The sequence below is a fragment of the Micromonospora globispora genome (assembly GCF_003857015.1).
GTDB lineage: Bacteria > Actinomycetota > Actinomycetes > Mycobacteriales > Micromonosporaceae > Micromonospora > Micromonospora globispora.
Genome location: NZ_QGGF01000236.1, coordinates 1 through 17,766 on the forward strand (window position 1 = coordinate 1; position 17,766 = coordinate 17,766).

The 17,766-nt window shown below is 72.7% G+C and carries 20 protein-coding genes; 10 read left to right on the top strand and 10 right to left on the bottom strand.

The genetic code is table 11. From position 1 onward, the window contains the following. Window positions 1–639 (bottom strand): glycerate kinase family protein (locus DKL51_RS10385; protein ID WP_148097763.1); only part of this gene is annotated, 639 nt, incomplete at its 3' end. 68 nt (window positions 640–707) lie between these two features. On the opposite strand from DKL51_RS10385, the gene nadA (DKL51_RS10390) reads away from it, so the two are divergent. The 3 genes from nadA (DKL51_RS10390) (at window position 708) to DKL51_RS10400 (ending at window position 4,158) form a co-directional block, all read left to right on the top strand. Continuing rightward, window positions 708–1,907 carry a quinolinate synthase NadA gene (gene nadA / locus DKL51_RS10390; protein WP_109944884.1) on the top strand — a complete coding sequence of 400 codons (1,200 nt, stop codon included), beginning with the start codon at window positions 708–710 and terminating at the stop codon, window positions 1,905–1,907. Between the two features lie 214 nt (window positions 1,908–2,121). Continuing rightward, window positions 2,122–3,477 (top strand): UDP-N-acetylglucosamine 1-carboxyvinyltransferase, encoded by a 1,356-nt coding sequence (gene murA, locus DKL51_RS10395; protein ID WP_109944885.1) that lies wholly within the window; start codon window positions 2,122–2,124, stop codon window positions 3,475–3,477. Window positions 3,478–3,552: 75 nt separating this feature from the next. Next, on the top strand, window positions 3,553–4,158 hold the full coding sequence (locus tag DKL51_RS10400) for a DUF3043 domain-containing protein (protein ID WP_185734769.1): 606 nt from the start codon (window positions 3,553–3,555) through the stop codon (window positions 4,156–4,158). Window positions 4,159–4,204: 46 nt separating this feature from the next. On the opposite strand, the gene DKL51_RS10405 is transcribed toward DKL51_RS10400, so the two are convergent. Then, window positions 4,205–4,513: an AzlD domain-containing protein gene (locus tag DKL51_RS10405; RefSeq protein WP_124812004.1), complete on the bottom strand. Its 309-nt coding sequence runs from the start codon at window positions 4,511–4,513 to the stop codon at window positions 4,205–4,207. Continuing rightward, window positions 4,507–5,265: an AzlC family ABC transporter permease gene (locus tag DKL51_RS10410; RefSeq protein ID WP_124812005.1), complete on the bottom strand. Its 759-nt coding sequence runs from the start codon at window positions 5,263–5,265 to the stop codon at window positions 4,507–4,509. The genes DKL51_RS10405 and DKL51_RS10410 overlap by 7 nt, the downstream gene beginning before the upstream one ends. 68 nt (window positions 5,266–5,333) lie before the next feature. On the opposite strand from DKL51_RS10410, the gene DKL51_RS10415 reads away from it, so the two are divergent. After that, window positions 5,334–5,894 (top strand): helix-turn-helix domain-containing protein, encoded by a 561-nt coding sequence (locus DKL51_RS10415; RefSeq protein WP_109944889.1) that lies wholly within the window; start codon window positions 5,334–5,336, stop codon window positions 5,892–5,894. 22 nt (window positions 5,895–5,916) lie between these two features. On the opposite strand, the gene DKL51_RS10420 is transcribed toward DKL51_RS10415, so the two are convergent. From DKL51_RS10420 to DKL51_RS10430, 3 genes are read right to left on the bottom strand one after another with little or no spacing between them, the layout of a single operon-like run. Beyond that, window positions 5,917–6,903, bottom strand: a complete 987-nt coding sequence (locus tag DKL51_RS10420) for an ABC transporter ATP-binding protein (RefSeq protein WP_109966086.1) — start codon at window positions 6,901–6,903, stop codon at window positions 5,917–5,919. Beyond that, the gene (locus DKL51_RS10425) at window positions 6,900–7,733 is read right to left on the bottom strand and encodes an ABC transporter permease (protein ID WP_243422394.1); all 834 of its coding nucleotides are present in this window, start codon (window positions 7,731–7,733) and stop codon (window positions 6,900–6,902) included. Before DKL51_RS10425 ends, DKL51_RS10420 begins: the two co-directional genes overlap by 4 nt. After that, the gene (locus DKL51_RS10430) at window positions 7,726–8,577 is read right to left on the bottom strand and encodes an ABC transporter permease (RefSeq protein WP_109944891.1); all 852 of its coding nucleotides are present in this window, start codon (window positions 8,575–8,577) and stop codon (window positions 7,726–7,728) included. The genes DKL51_RS10425 and DKL51_RS10430 overlap by 8 nt, the downstream gene beginning before the upstream one ends. 612 nt (window positions 8,578–9,189) lie before the next feature. Between DKL51_RS10430 and DKL51_RS10435 the strand changes: the two genes are divergently transcribed. Genes DKL51_RS10435 through DKL51_RS10445 form a run of 3 tightly spaced genes read left to right on the top strand, consistent with a single transcriptional unit; the run spans window position 9,190 to window position 11,850 of the window. Further along, the gene (locus DKL51_RS10435; RefSeq protein WP_109944891.1) at window positions 9,190–10,041 is read left to right on the top strand and encodes an ABC transporter permease; all 852 of its coding nucleotides are present in this window, start codon (window positions 9,190–9,192) and stop codon (window positions 10,039–10,041) included. Then, complete coding sequence (locus DKL51_RS10440; RefSeq protein ID WP_243422394.1) at window positions 10,034–10,867, top strand: ABC transporter permease; 834 nt, start codon at window positions 10,034–10,036, stop codon at window positions 10,865–10,867. Before DKL51_RS10435 ends, DKL51_RS10440 begins: the two co-directional genes overlap by 8 nt. Continuing rightward, a complete protein-coding gene (locus DKL51_RS10445; RefSeq protein ID WP_109966086.1) occupies window positions 10,864–11,850 on the top strand; it encodes an ABC transporter ATP-binding protein in 987 nt (328 codons plus the stop codon). The genes DKL51_RS10440 and DKL51_RS10445 overlap by 4 nt, the downstream gene beginning before the upstream one ends. A 22-nt stretch (window positions 11,851–11,872) precedes the next feature. Here the strand turns inward: DKL51_RS10445 and DKL51_RS10450 are convergent, their stop codons facing one another. Next, entirely contained in the window at window positions 11,873–12,433 is a 561-nt protein-coding gene (locus DKL51_RS10450; RefSeq protein WP_109944889.1) for a helix-turn-helix domain-containing protein, read from the bottom strand. A gap of 68 nt (window positions 12,434–12,501) precedes the next feature. Between DKL51_RS10450 and DKL51_RS10455 the strand changes: the two genes are divergently transcribed. Together DKL51_RS10455 and DKL51_RS10460 are read left to right on the top strand one after the other, a co-directional pair. Beyond that, window positions 12,502–13,260, top strand: a complete 759-nt coding sequence (locus DKL51_RS10455) for an AzlC family ABC transporter permease (protein ID WP_124812005.1) — start codon at window positions 12,502–12,504, stop codon at window positions 13,258–13,260. Next, entirely contained in the window at window positions 13,254–13,562 is a 309-nt protein-coding gene (locus tag DKL51_RS10460; protein WP_124812004.1) for an AzlD domain-containing protein, read from the top strand. Before DKL51_RS10455 ends, DKL51_RS10460 begins: the two co-directional genes overlap by 7 nt. Window positions 13,563–13,608: 46 nt before the next feature. Here DKL51_RS10460 and DKL51_RS10465 read toward each other — a convergent pair whose 3' ends face one another. The 3 genes from DKL51_RS10465 to nadA (DKL51_RS10475) form a co-directional block, all read right to left on the bottom strand. Next, window positions 13,609–14,214, bottom strand: a complete 606-nt coding sequence (locus DKL51_RS10465) for a DUF3043 domain-containing protein (protein WP_185734769.1) — start codon at window positions 14,212–14,214, stop codon at window positions 13,609–13,611. A 75-nt stretch (window positions 14,215–14,289) separates the two neighbouring features. Continuing rightward, window positions 14,290–15,645: a UDP-N-acetylglucosamine 1-carboxyvinyltransferase gene (murA, locus tag DKL51_RS10470; RefSeq protein ID WP_109944885.1), complete on the bottom strand. Its 1,356-nt coding sequence runs from the start codon at window positions 15,643–15,645 to the stop codon at window positions 14,290–14,292. Window positions 15,646–15,859: 214 nt separating this feature from the next. Continuing rightward, entirely contained in the window at window positions 15,860–17,059 is a 1,200-nt protein-coding gene (nadA, locus tag DKL51_RS10475) for a quinolinate synthase NadA (RefSeq protein WP_109944884.1), read from the bottom strand. Between the two features lie 68 nt (window positions 17,060–17,127). Here nadA (DKL51_RS10475) and DKL51_RS10480 point away from each other — a divergent pair. Beyond that, window positions 17,128–17,766, top strand: a 639-nt coding sequence (locus tag DKL51_RS10480; protein WP_148097763.1) for a glycerate kinase family protein, incomplete at its 3' end; no start/stop codon positions are given.

The following is a 17,766-nucleotide window of genomic DNA, read 5'->3' on the forward strand; positions in this document are numbered from 1 at the left end:
CTCCCGGCTGGCGCCCTTCTGCGGGCCGTACACGTTGCTGGCGCCGTGCAGGCCGAGCAGCGGGTTGTCCACGTCGGTGGCGGCGATCAGGGTGGCCGCGCGCAGCCGGGGCGTACCGTCCAGCGCGGCGACCGCGGCCAGCGCCGCGCCGCCGTACGGGAGGGCCCGGCCGGCCTCGTCGAGCGGAGTGACGCCGAGCGCGGTGAGCATGCCGGCGCCGCCGTCGTTCGTGGCGGAGCCGCCCAGCCCGATGACCACCGTCCGGGCCCCGCTCTCCACCGCGGCGGCCACCAGCAGCCCCAGGCCGTACGAGGTGGTGGTCTTCGGGTCGCGCTCGGCCTCGGTGAGCAGGTGCAGCCCGCACGCCTGGGCGCTCTCCAGGTACGCGGTGCCGTCGTCGGTGAGCAGGATCTCACCGGCGGCAGGACGGCCGAGCGGGTCGACGGTGGGCACGGGCAGCCGGCGGCCGCCGAGGGCCTCGGCGAGCACGGCGACGAACCCCGGGCCGCCGTCCGCGAGCGGCCGGATCAGCAGGTCGTCGCCGGCGGCCACCTCCCGCCAGCCCTCGGCCACCGCGATGGCGACGTCCTGGGCCGGCAGCGTGCCGGCGAACTTGTCGGGGCAGAGCAGCACGCGCATGCCCAGCAGTGTGGCAGGCCACAGTCTCGGCGGCTGCGCGCCGGCCGCGCTGTGGGACCATGGGAGGCGTGACTTCGACCTGGGTTGAGCCCTCCAACACCGCGACTGCGCTGCTGCTTCTCGGCCGCGGCAGCGACCCCGCCACCGAGCGTGGCGTGGAGTGTCCGGGTGACCTGCCGGCGCCGAGTGACCCGGACCTGGTGGCCCGGGCGGCGGCGGCCAAGGCGGCGCTCGGCACGAAGGTGTTCGTGCTGGGCCACCACTACCAGCGCGACGAGGTGATCCAGTTCGCCGACGTGACCGGCGACTCGTTCAAGCTGGCCCGCGAGGCGGCGGCCCGCCCCGACGCCGAGTACATCGTCTTCTGCGGCGTGCACTTCATGGCCGAGAGCGCCGACATCCTCACCTCGGACGCGCAGAAGGTCATCCTGCCCGACCTGGCCGCCGGCTGCTCGATGGCCGACATGGCGGTGCTGTCGCAGGTCGAGAAGGCCTGGGACGTGCTCACCGACCTGGGCGTCGCTCAGGACACCGTCCCGGTGACGTACATGAACTCCTCGGCGGACATCAAGGGCTTCGTCGGCCGGCACGGCGGCGTCGTCTGCACCTCGTCGAACGCGAAGCGGGCGCTGGACTGGGCGTTCGAGCAGGGTTCGAAGGTGCTCTTCCTGCCCGACCAGCACCTGGGCCGCAACACGGCCGTGCTGGAGATGGGCTTCTCGCTGGACGACTGCGTGCTCTACGACCCGCACAAGCCGAACGGCGGGCTCACCCCGGAGCAGCTGCGGGACGCGAAGATGATCCTCTGGCGCGGCCACTGCTCGGTGCACGGCCGGTTCACCCTGGACAGCGTCAACGACGTCCGGGAGCGGGTGCCGGGGGTCAACGTGCTGGTCCACCCGGAGTGCCGGCACGAGGTGGTCACCGCCGCCGATTACGTGGGTTCCACCGAGTACATCATCAAGACCATCGGGGCGGCCCCGGCCGGCTCGGCGTGGGCGGTCGGCACCGAGCTGAACCTGGTCCGCCGGCTGGCGCTGGCCCACCCGGACAAGCAGATCATGTTCCTCGACCGGGCGGTCTGCTACTGCTCGACGATGAACCGGATCGACCTGCCGCACCTGGTCTGGGCGCTGGAGGAGCTGGTCGCCGGTCGGGTGGTCAACCAGATCACCGTCGACCCGGACACCGCGCACCACGCCCGGGTGGCGCTGGACCAGATGCTCGCCCTCCCGGGGGCCGACACCCCGCCGCCCACCACCGTCTGATCACGCTCGGTCACACCGCTGGCACGGAAACGCACTGGACACCCCGGTTCGTGCCCTGGCTGGCGATGTGACCGATTCCATTTTCGTCACGGAGGGCTATGCTGCCGGGGCGACGACACACGTGGGCCGGTTTTCCCCAGGCCACATTCCGGGTAGCGATGCAGATCGTGGGCCCCACCATCAACACGGCAGCACCAACGCGCTGGAGGTTTCGTTGACCGACGACGTCCTGGTCGTACACGGAGGCACTCCGCTGGAAGGGCGGATCCGCGTGCGCGGCGCGAAGAACCTCGTTTCCAAGGCGATGGTCGCCGCCCTGCTGGGCGACACGCCCAGCCGGCTGTTCGATGTGCCGCGCATCCGTGACGTCGAGGTCGTCCGTGGCCTGCTCGGCCTGCACGGGGTCAAGGTGAGCGACGGCGAGGAGGACGGCGAGCTCGTCTTCGACCCGTCCAACGTCGAGAGCGCCAGCACCGACCAGATCAACGTGCACGCCGGCTCCAGCCGGATCCCGATCCTGTTCTGCGGGCCGCTGCTGCACCGGCTCGGCCACGCCTTCATCCCCGACCTGGGCGGCTGCCACATCGGGCCGCGCCCGATCGACTTCCACCTCCAGGCGCTGCGGGAGTTCGGCGCGACCGTCGACAAGACCCCGGAGGGGCTGCACCTGTCGGCGCCGAACGGGCTGCACGGCACGAAGTTCGCCCTGCCGTACCCGAGCGTGGGCGCCACCGAGCAGGTGCTGCTGACCGCGGTGATGGCCGAGGGCGTCACGGAGCTGCGCAACGCGGCGGTGGAGCCGGAGATCATCGACCTGATCTGCATCCTGCAGAAGATGGGCGCGATCATCAAGGTGCACACCGACCGGGTGATCGAGATCCAGGGCGTCAAGCGGCTCAGCGGCTACACCCACCGGCCGATCCCGGACCGGATCGAGGCGGCGAGCTGGGCGGCGGCCGCGCTGGCGACCCGCGGGCACGTCGAGGTGCTCGGCGCCCAGCAGGTCGACATGATGACCTTCCTCAACATCTTCCGCTCGGTCGGCGGCGCGTACGAGGTGACCGACGCCCGGCCGCCGAAGCTGGGCGACCCGGGCCAGGAGGGCGGCATCCGGTTCTGGCACCCGGGCGGCGAGCTGAACGCGGTGGCCCTGGAGACCGACGTCCACCCGGGCTTCATGACCGACTGGCAGCAGCCGCTCGTGGTGGCGCTGACCCAGGCCCGCGGCCTGTCGATCGTCCACGAGACGGTCTACGAGCAGCGGCTGGGCTACACCGAGGCGCTGAACTCGATGGGCGCCAACATCCAGGTCTACCGGGACTGCCTGGGCGGCACGCCGTGCCGGTTCGGCCGGCGCAACTTCAAGCACTCCGCGGTGATCGCCGGCCCGAGCAAGCTGCACGCGGCCGACCTGGTCATCCCGGACCTGCGCGCCGGATTCAGCCACCTGATCGCGGCGCTCGCCGCCGAGGGCACCTCCCGGGTGTACGGCGTCGACCTGATCAACCGCGGCTACGAGGACTTCGAGGCGAAGCTGGCCGACCTGGGCGCCCACGTCGAGCGTCCGTAACGTCACAGCGTCTTTTCCGCGCCCGGTGCACCCGCGATGTGCACCGGGCGCGGTTCTTTGGCTACCCTTGCCCGCGTGTCGCTGTTTCGCCGCAAGTCCACCGACCTCGTTGAAGAGTCCGTCACCTCGGTGACGACCGACGAGGCGTCCAACGCTGCCCGCTCGCGGGGTTACACGCCCAGCAAGAAGGAGCTGGGCGTGGTGACGCCGAAGCGGCCCACCGCCGGTCGGCGGCCGGGCGCGCCGACCAAGGCGCTGACCAAGGAGGAGGCCCGGGAGCAGCGCCGCATCGCCCGGGCCGAGGCCTCGGCGGAGTTCCGGCGCGCGGGCGGCCCGCGGGACCGGGGCCCGGAGCGGCTGCTGGCCCGTAACGTGGTCGACTCCCGGCGTACGGTCGGCACCTGGTTCTTCGGCGGCGCGCTGATCGTGCTGGTCGGCTCGAACGCCGCGATGCCGCCCATCGTCCGGCTGATCTCCAACATCCTCTGGGGTGCGCTGGCGATCGGTGTCGTGATCGACTCGATCCTGATCTCGAACAAGATCAAGAAGTTGGTCCGCGAGCGCTTCCCGAAGAGCATCGAGCGGATGGGCTCGCTCTACCTGTACGCGATCATGCGGTCGATCACCTTCCGCCGGATGCGTGCCCCCGAGCCGCAGGTCAACATCGGCGACAAGATCTGATCCATCCCGACCTGGCCCCTTCCCGCAGCCGCGGGGAGGGGCCTCGTCATGGCACCCCGAGCAGGCGCAGCAGCGCGGTGCTGCCCGCCGCCGCGACGACCACCAGGACGAAGGGCGCCCGTCGCCAGGCGAGCAGCGCGCCGACCAGCACCCCCGTCGGGCGGGCGTAGCCGGCGAAGGCGCCGCCCTCGGTCAGCGCGGCGGTGGCGGCCAGCGCCGCCAGCAGCGCGGCAGCGCCGATCGGCAGCAACTGCCGGGACCACTCGGGCAGGTCCAGCCGGTCCCGCAGCAGGACTCCGGCGGCCCGGAAGCCGTACGTGCCGGCGGCCAGGGCGAGGATCACCGCGATCAGCACGACGCCTCCCCCGCCCGGACGACCTGTCCCGACGTGGCGTCCCGGGTGGCGTCGGGGTCGGCTGCAGCGTCGGTGCCGGACGACCGGCGGCGGCGTACCAGCGGCACGATCAGGGCGGCGAGCGCGAGCAGGACCGGCAGCCCGGCCGGTAGCACCGGCGTGGCCAGCACGGCGAGCGCCGCCCCGGCGAGCGCCACCCGGCGGGTCTCCGGCTCACGCAGGCTGGGCAGCAGGAGGGCGATCAGCCCGGCCGGGAAGGCGGCGTCCAGTCCCAGGGCGGCCGGGTCACCGACCGCGCCGCCGGCGAGGACACCGAGCACGGTGCCGGCGTTCCAGGCCAGGAAGAGCAGTACCCCGGCGAGCCAGAACGCTTGTCGGCGCGCGGCGCCGACCGGTCGGGCCAGCGCGAACGCGGTCGCCTCGTCGGTCATCAGGTGGCTGCCGAGCAGCCGCCGCCAGCGTTGGCCGCCGAGGCTGTCGCCGAGGGTCAGCCCGAACGGCAGGTGGCGGGCGTTCAGCAACAGGCCGGCCAGGACGGCGGCCAGCGGGCTGCCGGCGGCCACCAGCCCGACCGCCATGAACTGCGCGCCGCCGGCGTAGACGACCGTGGACATCGCCACGGTCGCCCACACGGGCAGGCCGGCGGCCACCGCCATCGCGCCGAAGGAGGCGCCGACCGCGACCATCGCCGCGCCGATGGCGGCGACGTCGCGGAGCATGGCCCCGTCGGGCGTTCGGTGTGGCGTACGCATGGTCCATTATGATGAACGCGAACCGTTGTGTTCGTCAAACCGAACGAACCGACCGATGGAGCGAACAAATGGCTGTCGACCCCGCTCCACCGTTGGCGACGATCGCGGCCGCCCTGCGCCGCGAGCGCGAGCGGGCCGGCATCTCGCTGACCGAGCTGGCCCGGCGGGCGGGCATCGCCAAGTCGACCCTCTCCCAGTTGGAATCCGGCGTCGGCAACCCCAGCGTCGAGACGCTCTGGGCGCTGGGGGTGGCGCTCGGCGTCCCGTTCAGCCGGCTGGTCGAGCCACCCGCGGACGCCGTCCGGGTGATCCGGTCCGGCGAGGGCCCGCGGGTGCGCTCCGAGCACGCCGACTTCAGCGCCACCCTGCTCACCGCCGGCTCGGCGCACGCCCGGCGCGACGTCTACGTGATGGAACTGGAACCGGGCACCGTCCGGGTCGCCGAGCCACACACCCCGCGCAGCGTCGAACACATCGTGGTCGGCGCCGGCCGGATGCGGGTCGGCCCGGAGTCGGAGCCGGTCGAACTCGGCCCCGGCGACTACGTCACCTTTCCCGGCGACGTACCGCACCGGTACGAGGCGCTGGCCGCCGGCACCTTCGCCGTGCTGGTGATGGAGCACCCCTGACAACGGTCCGCCAACCGGAGGACTACGGAGCGACGGCGGTCACCTGACTGTCGTCGGGAGCGCGGTACAGACGGGCGACGACCTCCTCGATGTCCGGCTCGACAATCGAGATGTCGCGCAGGGCCGCCAGGCCGGCCAGCCCGGCGACCACCTCGGCGACGCTCGCCGACTCCAGCGCGAAGACCAACCGGCGGCCGTCCGCCTCCACCCGCTGCACCGGGGCGCCCGGCAGCACCGGCGCCTCGGCCAGGGCGCTGTCCAGCTCGGCGACGACAAGGCGGCGGGAGCCGTACCGGCTGTGCAGCGCGGCGATCGAGCCGTCGTGCACCACCCGGCCGTGGTCGATCACCACGAGCCGCCGGCAGAGCCGCTCGATGTCGGCCAGGTCGTGGGTGGTCAACACCAGGGTGGTGTCGCCGGCCCGGCCCAGCTCGGCCAGGAACCCCCGCACGGCCTGCTTGCTCACCACGTCCAGCCCGATGGTGGGCTCGTCGAGGAAGAGCACCTCCGGGCCGTGCAGCAGCGCGGCGGTCAACTCGCCGCGCATCCGCTGACCGAGGGAGAGCTGCCGGACCGGGGTGTCCAGGAACTCGTCGAGGTCGAGCAGGCTGCGGCAGCGGCGCAGCCGGGCCGCGTGCTCGGCGGCCGGCACCCGGTAGACGTGCCGGAGCAGGTCGAACGAGTCCCGCAGCGGCAGGTCCCACCACAGCTGCGAGCGCTGCCCGAAGACCACCCCGATCCGCAGCGCCAGCCGGGTCCGCTCCGCCACCGGCCGCAGGCCACAGACCCGGGCCTCCCCCGCCGACGGCATCAGCACCCCGGTGAGCATCTTCAGCGTGGTCGACTTGCCGGCGCCGTTCGGGCCGATGTAGCCGAGCATCTCGCCGCGCTCCACCCGCAGGTCGACCCCGTCCACGGCGGTGATCGTCCGCTTCTCCCGCCGGAGCCGCCCGACCTTCACCCGGACCGTGAACTCCTTGCGCAGCCCGCGCATCTCGATCACGCTCATGACCCCGTACTCCTGTAGTGCCGGACCCCGACCCGCCAGGCCGCGGCCGCGACCGCGGCGGCGACCAGCGCGACGCCGGGCGACGCCCAACCCACCCAGGCCGGCAGGCCCAGCGGGTCGGCCCGGCCGAGCAGCGCCAGCGCCGGGTGGTAGCTGACGAAGGCGAAGCCGATCCCGTACGCGAAGACCGCGCGGAACCAGCCGCCGTAGACCGTGATCGGGTACGACGTGAAGTCGCGCCCGCCGTAGGTGACCGAATTCGCCAGCTCGCCGGAGTCGATCCAGTAGAACGACACCGTCGCCGTGGTCACGAAGACCGAGCCGAAGAAGACGATCGCGGCGAGCGGCGCGACCACCACCAGCGCCAGCCGGGCGGCCGTCCAGTCGAGCCCGGCCGAGGTGACCGCCACGACCAGCACGCCCAGCCCGAACACCGCGCGGGACACCTTGCGCAGCGGCAGGTCCATCAACAGCAGCTGGGGCAGCGCGCCCAGCGGCCTGACCAGCACGGCGTCGAGCAGGCCGGTGCGGACGTACCGAGGCAGCCGCTCGATGTTGCCGACCAGCAGGTCGGCGGTGGCGAAGCCGAAGGCGGAGATGCCGACGATCACCAGCGCCTCGCGCAGCGTGAAGCCGCCCAGCTCCCGGGTGACCCCGAAGAGCACCAGGACGGTGACCACGTCGAAGACCGTCGCGCCGACGTTGCCGACCAGGTCCACCACGAACGAGGTCCGGTAGGCGGCCTGCGACCGCGCCTGCGCGCCCAGCAGCGCCCGGTACGCCGCCAGCGCGCCCGGCCGCCGTTCCGCCACCAGCCCCGGCTCAGCCACCCTGCACCACCAACCGGCGTTCGGCCCGGCCCTGCACCAGCCGGCAGGCGGTCAGGATCAGCACCGCCCAGGTGAGCTGCAGGCCGACCAGCCCGAGCTGCACCGGGGCCGGGTCACGCTCGACGAGCACGTCCAGCGGGGTCTGGAACAGGCTCGGGAACGGGGTGGCCGCCCACAGGGCGACCTGGAGCCCCTCGGGCAGGAAGCGCAGCGGGAAGTAGAGCCCGGCGAGCGTCCCGGAGGAGAGCGTCCAGAGGATCATCGCGCCGCGGACGTCCTGCAGCCAGTACGCGGTGGCGTTGACCAGGTACCGGCAGCCGAAGCAGAGCACCACGGCGATCACCACGGAGAGCACGAAGAGCGGCAGGGTGGCCCAGCGTCGGGGCAGGTACACGTCGAAGAAGAGCGGGCCGATCAGCACCGGGGGCAGCAGGCGGGAGATCGACGCGTACCCGGCCCGGCCCAGGTCGGTGGCGAGGTAGCTGGTCACCGGGTGGACCGGTCGGAGCAGGTCGCTGGCGATCTCGCCGGTACGGATCCGGTCGGCCAGGTCGGTCCAGCCCCAGAGCAGGATCACCGCCAGCAGGCCCTGCCCGGCCCAGACGATGGTGGCGAGCTGGCCGCGGTCGTACCCGCCCGCCGTGCCGGCCGCATCGGTCACCGCGAGGAAGACGTAGCAGCGCAGGAAGCCGAAGACGGTGTTGGTGACGACTCCCGCCACGGCGGCCTGGCGGTATGTGGCGTATCGTCGGAAGCCGGATGCCGCTATCGCCCTGAATGTCCGAAACGATCGGATAACGTTTGAGTCCGTGGGCGGCACCACAGTGGCGGTGACAGAGCCCACGCCGCTACCCTCCATCCGCAGCCAGACGTGCTGGACCGGGCGACTCTACGGCACGTCGGGCCGCCTAGCGCGACAATTTTCAACGAGGTGACATCGCCGTGAGCGAGCGACGCGAGCCGGCCCCGGGGCCGCGCCGCGCGGGCGGCGACCGGGTGCCCCGATGAGTGGCGGCTACGACCGCTGGCGGGAGCCCGCCGAGCCGCCCTGGGCCGCCGAACCCACCCGGGAGTGGCAGCCGCAGTTCCCGGGCCAGCGCTACCCCGGCGACATCGGCATCGAGTACCTCGCCCCACCCCCTCCGCGCGGCCGCGCGGAGGGGGTGGGGCGAGGTACTCGATGCCGATGTCGCCGGGGTAGCGCTGGCCCGGGAACTGCGGCTGCCACTCCCGGGTGGGTTCGGCGGCCCAGGGCGGCTCGGCGGGCTCCCGCCAGCGGTCGTAGCCGCCACTCATCGGGGCACCCGGTCGCCGCCCGCGCGGCGCGGCCCCGGGGCCGGCTCGCGTCGCTCGCTCACGGCGATGTCACCTCGTTGAAAATTGTCGCGCTAGGCGGCCCGACGTGCCGTAGAGTCGCCCGGTCCAGCACGTCTGGCTGCGGATGGAGGGTAGCGGCGTGGGCTCTGTCACCGCCACTGTGGTGCCGCCCACGGACTCAAACGTTATCCGATCGTTTCGGACATTCAGGGCGATAGCGGCATCCGGCTTCCGACGATACGCCACATACCGCCAGGCCGCCGTGGCGGGAGTCGTCACCAACACCGTCTTCGGCTTCCTGCGCTGCTACGTCTTCCTCGCGGTGACCGATGCGGCCGGCACGGCGGGCGGGTACGACCGCGGCCAGCTCGCCACCATCGTCTGGGCCGGGCAGGGCCTGCTGGCGGTGATCCTGCTCTGGGGCTGGACCGACCTGGCCGACCGGATCCGTACCGGCGAGATCGCCAGCGACCTGCTCCGACCGGTCCACCCGGTGACCAGCTACCTCGCCACCGACCTGGGCCGGGCCGGGTACGCGTCGATCTCCCGCCTGCTGCCCCCGGTGCTGATCGGCCCGCTCTTCTTCGACGTGTACCTGCCCCGACGCTGGGCCACCCTGCCGCTCTTCGTGCTCTCCGTGGTGATCGCCGTGGTGCTCTGCTTCGGCTGCCGGTACCTGGTCAACGCCACCGCGTACTGGCTGCAGGACGTCCGCGGCGCGATGATCCTCTGGACGCTCTCCTCCGGGACGCTCGCCGGGCTCTACTTCCCGCTGCGCTTCCTGCCCGAGGGGCTCCAGGTCGCCCTGTGGGCGGCCACCCCGTTCCCGAGCCTGTTCCAGACCCCGCTGGACGTGCTCGTCGAGCGTGACCCGGCCCCGGTGCAGCTCGGGCTGGTCGGCCTGCAGCTCACCTGGGCGGTGCTGATCCTGACCGCCTGCCGGCTGGTGCAGGGCCGGGCCGAACGCCGGTTGGTGGTGCAGGGTGGCTGAGCCGGGGCTGGTGGCGGAACGGCGGCCGGGCGCGCTGGCGGCGTACCGGGCGCTGCTGGGCGCGCAGGCGCGGTCGCAGGCCGCCTACCGGACCTCGTTCGTGGTGGACCTGGTCGGCAACGTCGGCGCGACGGTCTTCGACGTGGTCACCGTCCTGGTGCTCTTCGGGGTCACCCGGGAGCTGGGCGGCTTCACGCTGCGCGAGGCGCTGGTGATCGTCGGCATCTCCGCCTTCGGCTTCGCCACCGCCGACCTGCTGGTCGGCAACATCGAGCGGCTGCCTCGGTACGTCCGCACCGGCCTGCTCGACGCCGTGCTGGTCAGGCCGCTGGGCGCGCTGCCCCAGCTGCTGTTGATGGACCTGCCGCTGCGCAAGGTGTCCCGCGCGGTGTTCGGGCTGGGCGTGCTGGTCGTGGCGGTCACCTCGGCCGGGCTCGACTGGACGGCCGCCCGGCTGGCGCTGGTGGTGGTCGCGCCGCTCGCCGCGATCGTCTTCTTCGGCTCGGTCTTCGTGACCACGGCGACGGTGTCGTTCTACTGGATCGACTCCGGCGAGCTGGCGAATTCGGTCACCTACGGCGGGCGCGACTTCACGTCGTACCCGATCACGGTCTACGGCGGCTGGTTCCGCGCGGTCTTCGCGTACGGGATCGGCTTCGCCTTCGTCAGCTACCACCCGGCGCTGGCGCTGCTCGGCCGGGCCGACCCGCTGGGCCTGCCGGCCTGGGTGGGTTGGGCGTCGCCCGGCGTCGCGCTGGTCGCCGCCGCGGTCGCGGCCGCGGCCTGGCGGGTCGGGGTCCGGCACTACAGGAGTACGGGGTCATGAGCGTGATCGAGATGCGCGGGCTGCGCAAGGAGTTCACGGTCCGGGTGAAGGTCGGGCGGCTCCGGCGGGAGAAGCGGACGATCACCGCCGTGGACGGGGTCGACCTGCGGGTGGAGCGCGGCGAGATGCTCGGCTACATCGGCCCGAACGGCGCCGGCAAGTCGACCACGCTGAAGATGCTCACCGGGGTGCTGATGCCGTCGGCGGGGGAGGCCCGGGTCTGTGGCCTGCGGCCGGTGGCGGAGCGGACCCGGCTGGCGCTGCGGATCGGGGTGGTCTTCGGGCAGCGCTCGCAGCTGTGGTGGGACCTGCCGCTGCGGGACTCGTTCGACCTGCTCCGGCACGTCTACCGGGTGCCGGCCGCCGAGCACGCGGCCCGGCTGCGCCGCTGCCGCAGCCTGCTCGACCTCGACGAGTTCCTGGACACCCCGGTCCGGCAGCTCTCCCTCGGTCAGCGGATGCGCGGCGAGTTGACCGCCGCGCTGCTGCACGGCCCGGAGGTGCTCTTCCTCGACGAGCCCACCATCGGGCTGGACGTGGTGAGCAAGCAGGCCGTGCGGGGGTTCCTGGCCGAGCTGGGCCGGGCCGGCGACACCACCCTGGTGTTGACCACCCACGACCTGGCCGACATCGAGCGGCTCTGCCGGCGGCTCGTGGTGATCGACCACGGCCGGGTGGTGCACGACGGCTCGATCGCCGCGCTGCACAGCCGGTACGGCTCCCGCCGCCTTGTCGTCGCCGAGCTGGACAGCGCCCTGGCCGAGGCGCCGGTGCTGCCGGGCGCCCCGGTGCAGCGGGTGGAGGCGGACGGCCGCCGGTTGGTCTTCGCGCTGGAGTCGGCGAGCGTCGCCGAGGTGGTCGCCGGGCTGGCCGGCCTGGCGGCCCTGCGCGACATCTCGATTGTCGAGCCGGACATCGAGGAGGTCGTCGCCCGTCTGTACCGCGCTCCCGACGACAGTCAGGTGACCGCCGTCGCTCCGTAGTCCTCCGGTTGGCGGACCGTTGTCAGGGGTGCTCCATCACCAGCACGGCGAAGGTGCCGGCGGCCAGCGCCTCGTACCGGTGCGGTACGTCGCCGGGAAAGGTGACGTAGTCGCCGGGGCCGAGTTCGACCGGCTCCGACTCCGGGCCGACCCGCATCCGGCCGGCGCCGACCACGATGTGTTCGACGCTGCGCGGGGTGTGTGGCTCGGCGACCCGGACGGTGCCCGGTTCCAGTTCCATCACGTAGACGTCGCGCCGGGCGTGCGCCGAGCCGGCGGTGAGCAGGGTGGCGCTGAAGTCGGCGTGCTCGGAGCGCACCCGCGGGCCCTCGCCGGACCGGATCACCCGGACGGCGTCCGCGGGTGGCTCGACCAGCCGGCTGAACGGGACGCCGAGCGCCACCCCCAGCGCCCAGAGCGTCTCGACGCTGGGGTTGCCGACGCCGGATTCCAACTGGGAGAGGGTCGACTTGGCGATGCCCGCCCGCCGGGCCAGCTCGGTCAGCGAGATGCCGGCCCGCTCGCGCTCGCGGCGCAGGGCGGCCGCGATCGTCGCCAACGGTGGAGCGGGGTCGACAGCCATTTGTTCGCTCCATCGGTCGGTTCGTTCGGTTTGACGAACACAACGGTTCGCGTTCATCATAATGGACCATGCGTACGCCACACCGAACGCCCGACGGGGCCATGCTCCGCGACGTCGCCGCCATCGGCGCGGCGATGGTCGCGGTCGGCGCCTCCTTCGGCGCGATGGCGGTGGCCGCCGGCCTGCCCGTGTGGGCGACCGTGGCGATGTCCACGGTCGTCTACGCCGGCGGCGCGCAGTTCATGGCGGTCGGGCTGGTGGCCGCCGGCAGCCCGCTGGCCGCCGTCCTGGCCGGCCTGTTGCTGAACGCCCGCCACCTGCCGTTCGGGCTGACCCTCGGCGACAGCCTCGGCGGCCAACGCTGGCGGCGGCTGCTCGGCAGCCACCTGATGACCGACGAGGCGACCGCGTTCGCGCTGGCCCGACCGGTCGGCGCCGCGCGCCGACAAGCGTTCTGGCTCGCCGGGGTACTGCTCTTCCTGGCCTGGAACGCCGGCACCGTGCTCGGTGTCCTCGCCGGCGGCGCGGTCGGTGACCCGGCCGCCCTGGGACTGGACGCCGCCTTCCCGGCCGGGCTGATCGCCCTCCTGCTGCCCAGCCTGCGTGAGCCGGAGACCCGCCGGGTGGCGCTCGCCGGGGCGGCGCTCGCCGTGCTGGCCACGCCGGTGCTACCGGCCGGGCTGCCGGTCCTGCTCGCGCTCGCCGCCCTGATCGTGCCGCTGGTACGCCGCCGCCGGTCGTCCGGCACCGACGCTGCAGCCGACCCCGACGCCACCCGGGACGCCACGTCGGGACAGGTCGTCCGGGCGGGGGAGGCGTCGTGCTGATCGCGGTGATCCTCGCCCTGGCCGCCGGCACGTACGGCTTCCGGGCCGCCGGAGTCCTGCTGCGGGACCGGCTGGACCTGCCCGAGTGGTCCCGGCAGTTGCTGCCGATCGGCGCTGCCGCGCTGCTGGCGGCGCTGGCCGCCACCGCCGCGCTGACCGAGGGCGGCGCCTTCGCCGGCTACGCCCGCCCGACGGGGGTGCTGGTCGGCGCGCTGCTCGCCTGGCGACGGGCGCCCTTCGTCCTGGTGGTCGTCGCGGCGGCGGGCAGCACCGCGCTGCTGCGCCTGCTCGGGGTGCCATGACGAGGCCCCTCCCCGCGGCTGCGGGAAGGGGCCAGGTCGGGATGGATCAGATCTTGTCGCCGATGTTGACCTGCGGCTCGGGGGCACGCATCCGGCGGAAGGTGATCGACCGCATGATCGCGTACAGGTAGAGCGAGCCCATCCGCTCGATGCTCTTCGGGAAGCGCTCGCGGACCAACTTCTTGATCTTGTTCGAGATCAGGATCGAGTCGATCACGACACCGATCGCCAGCGCACCCCAGAGGATGTTGGAGATCAGCCGGACGATGGGCGGCATCGCGGCGTTCGAGCCGACCAGCACGATCAGCGCGCCGCCGAAGAACCAGGTGCCGACCGTACGCCGGGAGTCGACCACGTTACGGGCCAGCAGCCGCTCCGGGCCCCGGTCCCGCGGGCCGCCCGCGCGCCGGAACTCCGCCGAGGCCTCGGCCCGGGCGATGCGGCGCTGCTCCCGGGCCTCCTCCTTGGTCAGCGCCTTGGTCGGCGCGCCCGGCCGCCGACCGGCGGTGGGCCGCTTCGGCGTCACCACGCCCAGCTCCTTCTTGCTGGGCGTGTAACCCCGCGAGCGGGCAGCGTTGGACGCCTCGTCGGTCGTCACCGAGGTGACGGACTCTTCAACGAGGTCGGTGGACTTGCGGCGAAACAGCGACACGCGGGCAAGGGTAGCCAAAGAACCGCGCCCGGTGCACATCGCGGGTGCACCGGGCGCGGAAAAGACGCTGTGACGTTACGGACGCTCGACGTGGGCGCCCAGGTCGGCCAGCTTCGCCTCGAAGTCCTCGTAGCCGCGGTTGATCAGGTCGACGCCGTACACCCGGGAGGTGCCCTCGGCGGCGAGCGCCGCGATCAGGTGGCTGAATCCGGCGCGCAGGTCCGGGATGACCAGGTCGGCCGCGTGCAGCTTGCTCGGGCCGGCGATCACCGCGGAGTGCTTGAAGTTGCGCCGGCCGAACCGGCACGGCGTGCCGCCCAGGCAGTCCCGGTAGACCTGGATGTTGGCGCCCATCGAGTTCAGCGCCTCGGTGTAGCCCAGCCGCTGCTCGTAGACCGTCTCGTGGACGATCGACAGGCCGCGGGCCTGGGTCAGCGCCACCACGAGCGGCTGCTGCCAGTCGGTCATGAAGCCCGGGTGGACGTCGGTCTCCAGGGCCACCGCGTTCAGCTCGCCGCCCGGGTGCCAGAACCGGATGCCGCCCTCCTGGCCCGGGTCGCCCAGCTTCGGCGGCCGGGCGTCGGTCACCTCGTACGCGCCGCCGACCGAGCGGAAGATGTTGAGGAAGGTCATCATGTCGACCTGCTGGGCGCCGAGCACCTCGACGTGCCCGCGGGTCGCCAGCGCGGCCGCCGCCCAGCTCGCCGCCTCGATCCGGTCCGGGATCGGCCGGTGGGTGTAGCCGCTGAGCCGCTTGACGCCCTGGATCTCGATCACCCGGTCGGTGTGCACCTTGATGATCGCGCCCATCTTCTGCAGGATGCAGATCAGGTCGATGATCTCCGGCTCCACCGCCGCGTTGCGCAGCTCCGTGACGCCCTCGGCCATCACCGCGGTCAGCAGCACCTGCTCGGTGGCGCCCACGCTCGGGTACGGCAGGGCGAACTTCGTGCCGTGCAGCCCGTTCGGCGCCGACAGGTGCAGCCCCTCCGGGGTCTTGTCGACGGTCGCGCCGAACTCCCGCAGCGCCTGGAGGTGGAAGTCGATCGGGCGCGGCCCGATGTGGCAGCCGCCCAGGTCGGGGATGAAGGCGTGGCCGAGCCGGTGCAGCAGCGGCCCGCAGAACAGGATCGGGATCCGGCTGGAGCCGGCGTGCACGTTGATCTGGTCGGTGCTGGCGCTCTCGACGTTGGACGGGTCGAAGACGAGCTCGCCGTCCTCCTCGCCGTCGCTCACCTTGACCCCGTGCAGGCCGAGCAGGCCACGGACGACCTCGACGTCACGGATGCGCGGCACATCGAACAGCCGGCTGGGCGTGTCGCCCAGCAGGGCGGCGACCATCGCCTTGGAAACGAGGTTCTTCGCGCCGCGCACGCGGATCCGCCCTTCCAGCGGAGTGCCTCCGTGTACGACCAGGACGTCGTCGGTCAACGAAACCTCCAGCGCGTTGGTGCTGCCGTGTTGATGGTGGGGCCCACGATCTGCATCGCTACCCGGAATGTGGCCTGGGGAAAACCGGCCCACGTGTGTCGTCGCCCCGGCAGCATAGCCCTCCGTGACGAAAATGGAATCGGTCACATCGCCAGCCAGGGCACGAACCGGGGTGTCCAGTGCGTTTCCGTGCCAGCGGTGTGACCGAGCGTGATCAGACGGTGGTGGGCGGCGGGGTGTCGGCCCCCGGGAGGGCGAGCATCTGGTCCAGCGCCACCCGGGCGTGGTGCGCGGTGTCCGGGTCGACGGTGATCTGGTTGACCACCCGACCGGCGACCAGCTCCTCCAGCGCCCAGACCAGGTGCGGCAGGTCGATCCGGTTCATCGTCGAGCAGTAGCAGACCGCCCGGTCGAGGAACATGATCTGCTTGTCCGGGTGGGCCAGCGCCAGCCGGCGGACCAGGTTCAGCTCGGTGCCGACCGCCCACGCCGAGCCGGCCGGGGCCGCCCCGATGGTCTTGATGATGTACTCGGTGGAACCCACGTAATCGGCGGCGGTGACCACCTCGTGCCGGCACTCCGGGTGGACCAGCACGTTGACCCCCGGCACCCGCTCCCGGACGTCGTTGACGCTGTCCAGGGTGAACCGGCCGTGCACCGAGCAGTGGCCGCGCCAGAGGATCATCTTCGCGTCCCGCAGCTGCTCCGGGGTGAGCCCGCCGTTCGGCTTGTGCGGGTCGTAGAGCACGCAGTCGTCCAGCGAGAAGCCCATCTCCAGCACGGCCGTGTTGCGGCCCAGGTGCTGGTCGGGCAGGAAGAGCACCTTCGAACCCTGCTCGAACGCCCAGTCCAGCGCCCGCTTCGCGTTCGACGAGGTGCAGACGACGCCGCCGTGCCGGCCGACGAAGCCCTTGATGTCCGCCGAGGAGTTCATGTACGTCACCGGGACGGTGTCCTGAGCGACGCCCAGGTCGGTGAGCACGTCCCAGGCCTTCTCGACCTGCGACAGCACCGCCATGTCGGCCATCGAGCAGCCGGCGGCCAGGTCGGGCAGGATGACCTTCTGCGCGTCCGAGGTGAGGATGTCGGCGCTCTCGGCCATGAAGTGCACGCCGCAGAAGACGATGTACTCGGCGTCGGGGCGGGCCGCCGCCTCGCGGGCCAGCTTGAACGAGTCGCCGGTCACGTCGGCGAACTGGATCACCTCGTCGCGCTGGTAGTGGTGGCCCAGCACGAACACCTTCGTGCCGAGCGCCGCCTTGGCCGCCGCCGCCCGGGCCACCAGGTCCGGGTCACTCGGCGCCGGCAGGTCACCCGGACACTCCACGCCACGCTCGGTGGCGGGGTCGCTGCCGCGGCCGAGAAGCAGCAGCGCAGTCGCGGTGTTGGAGGGCTCAACCCAGGTCGAAGTCACGCCTCCCATGGTCCCACAGCGCGGCCGGCGCGCAGCCGCCGAGACTGTGGCCTGCCACACTGCTGGGCATGCGCGTGCTGCTCTGCCCCGACAAGTTCGCCGGCACGCTGCCGGCCCAGGACGTCGCCATCGCGGTGGCCGAGGGCTGGCGGGAGGTGGCCGCCGGCGACGACCTGCTGATCCGGCCGCTCGCGGACGGCGGCCCGGGGTTCGTCGCCGTGCTCGCCGAGGCCCTCGGCGGCCGCCGGCTGCCCGTGCCCACCGTCGACCCGCTCGGCCGTCCTGCCGCCGGTGAGATCCTGCTCACCGACGACGGCACCGCGTACCTGGAGAGCGCCCAGGCGTGCGGGCTGCACCTGCTCACCGAGGCCGAGCGCGACCCGAAGACCACCACCTCGTACGGCCTGGGGCTGCTGGTGGCCGCCGCGGTGGAGAGCGGGGCCCGGACGGTGGTCATCGGGCTGGGCGGCTCCGCCACGAACGACGGCGGCGCCGGCATGCTCACCGCGCTCGGCGTCACTCCGCTCGACGAGGCCGGCCGGGCCCTCCCGTACGGCGGCGCGGCGCTGGCCGCGGTCGCCGCGCTGGACGGTACGCCCCGGCTGCGCGCGGCCACCCTGATCGCCGCCACCGACGTGGACAACCCGCTGCTCGGCCTGCACGGCGCCAGCAACGTGTACGGCCCGCAGAAGGGCGCCAGCCGGGAG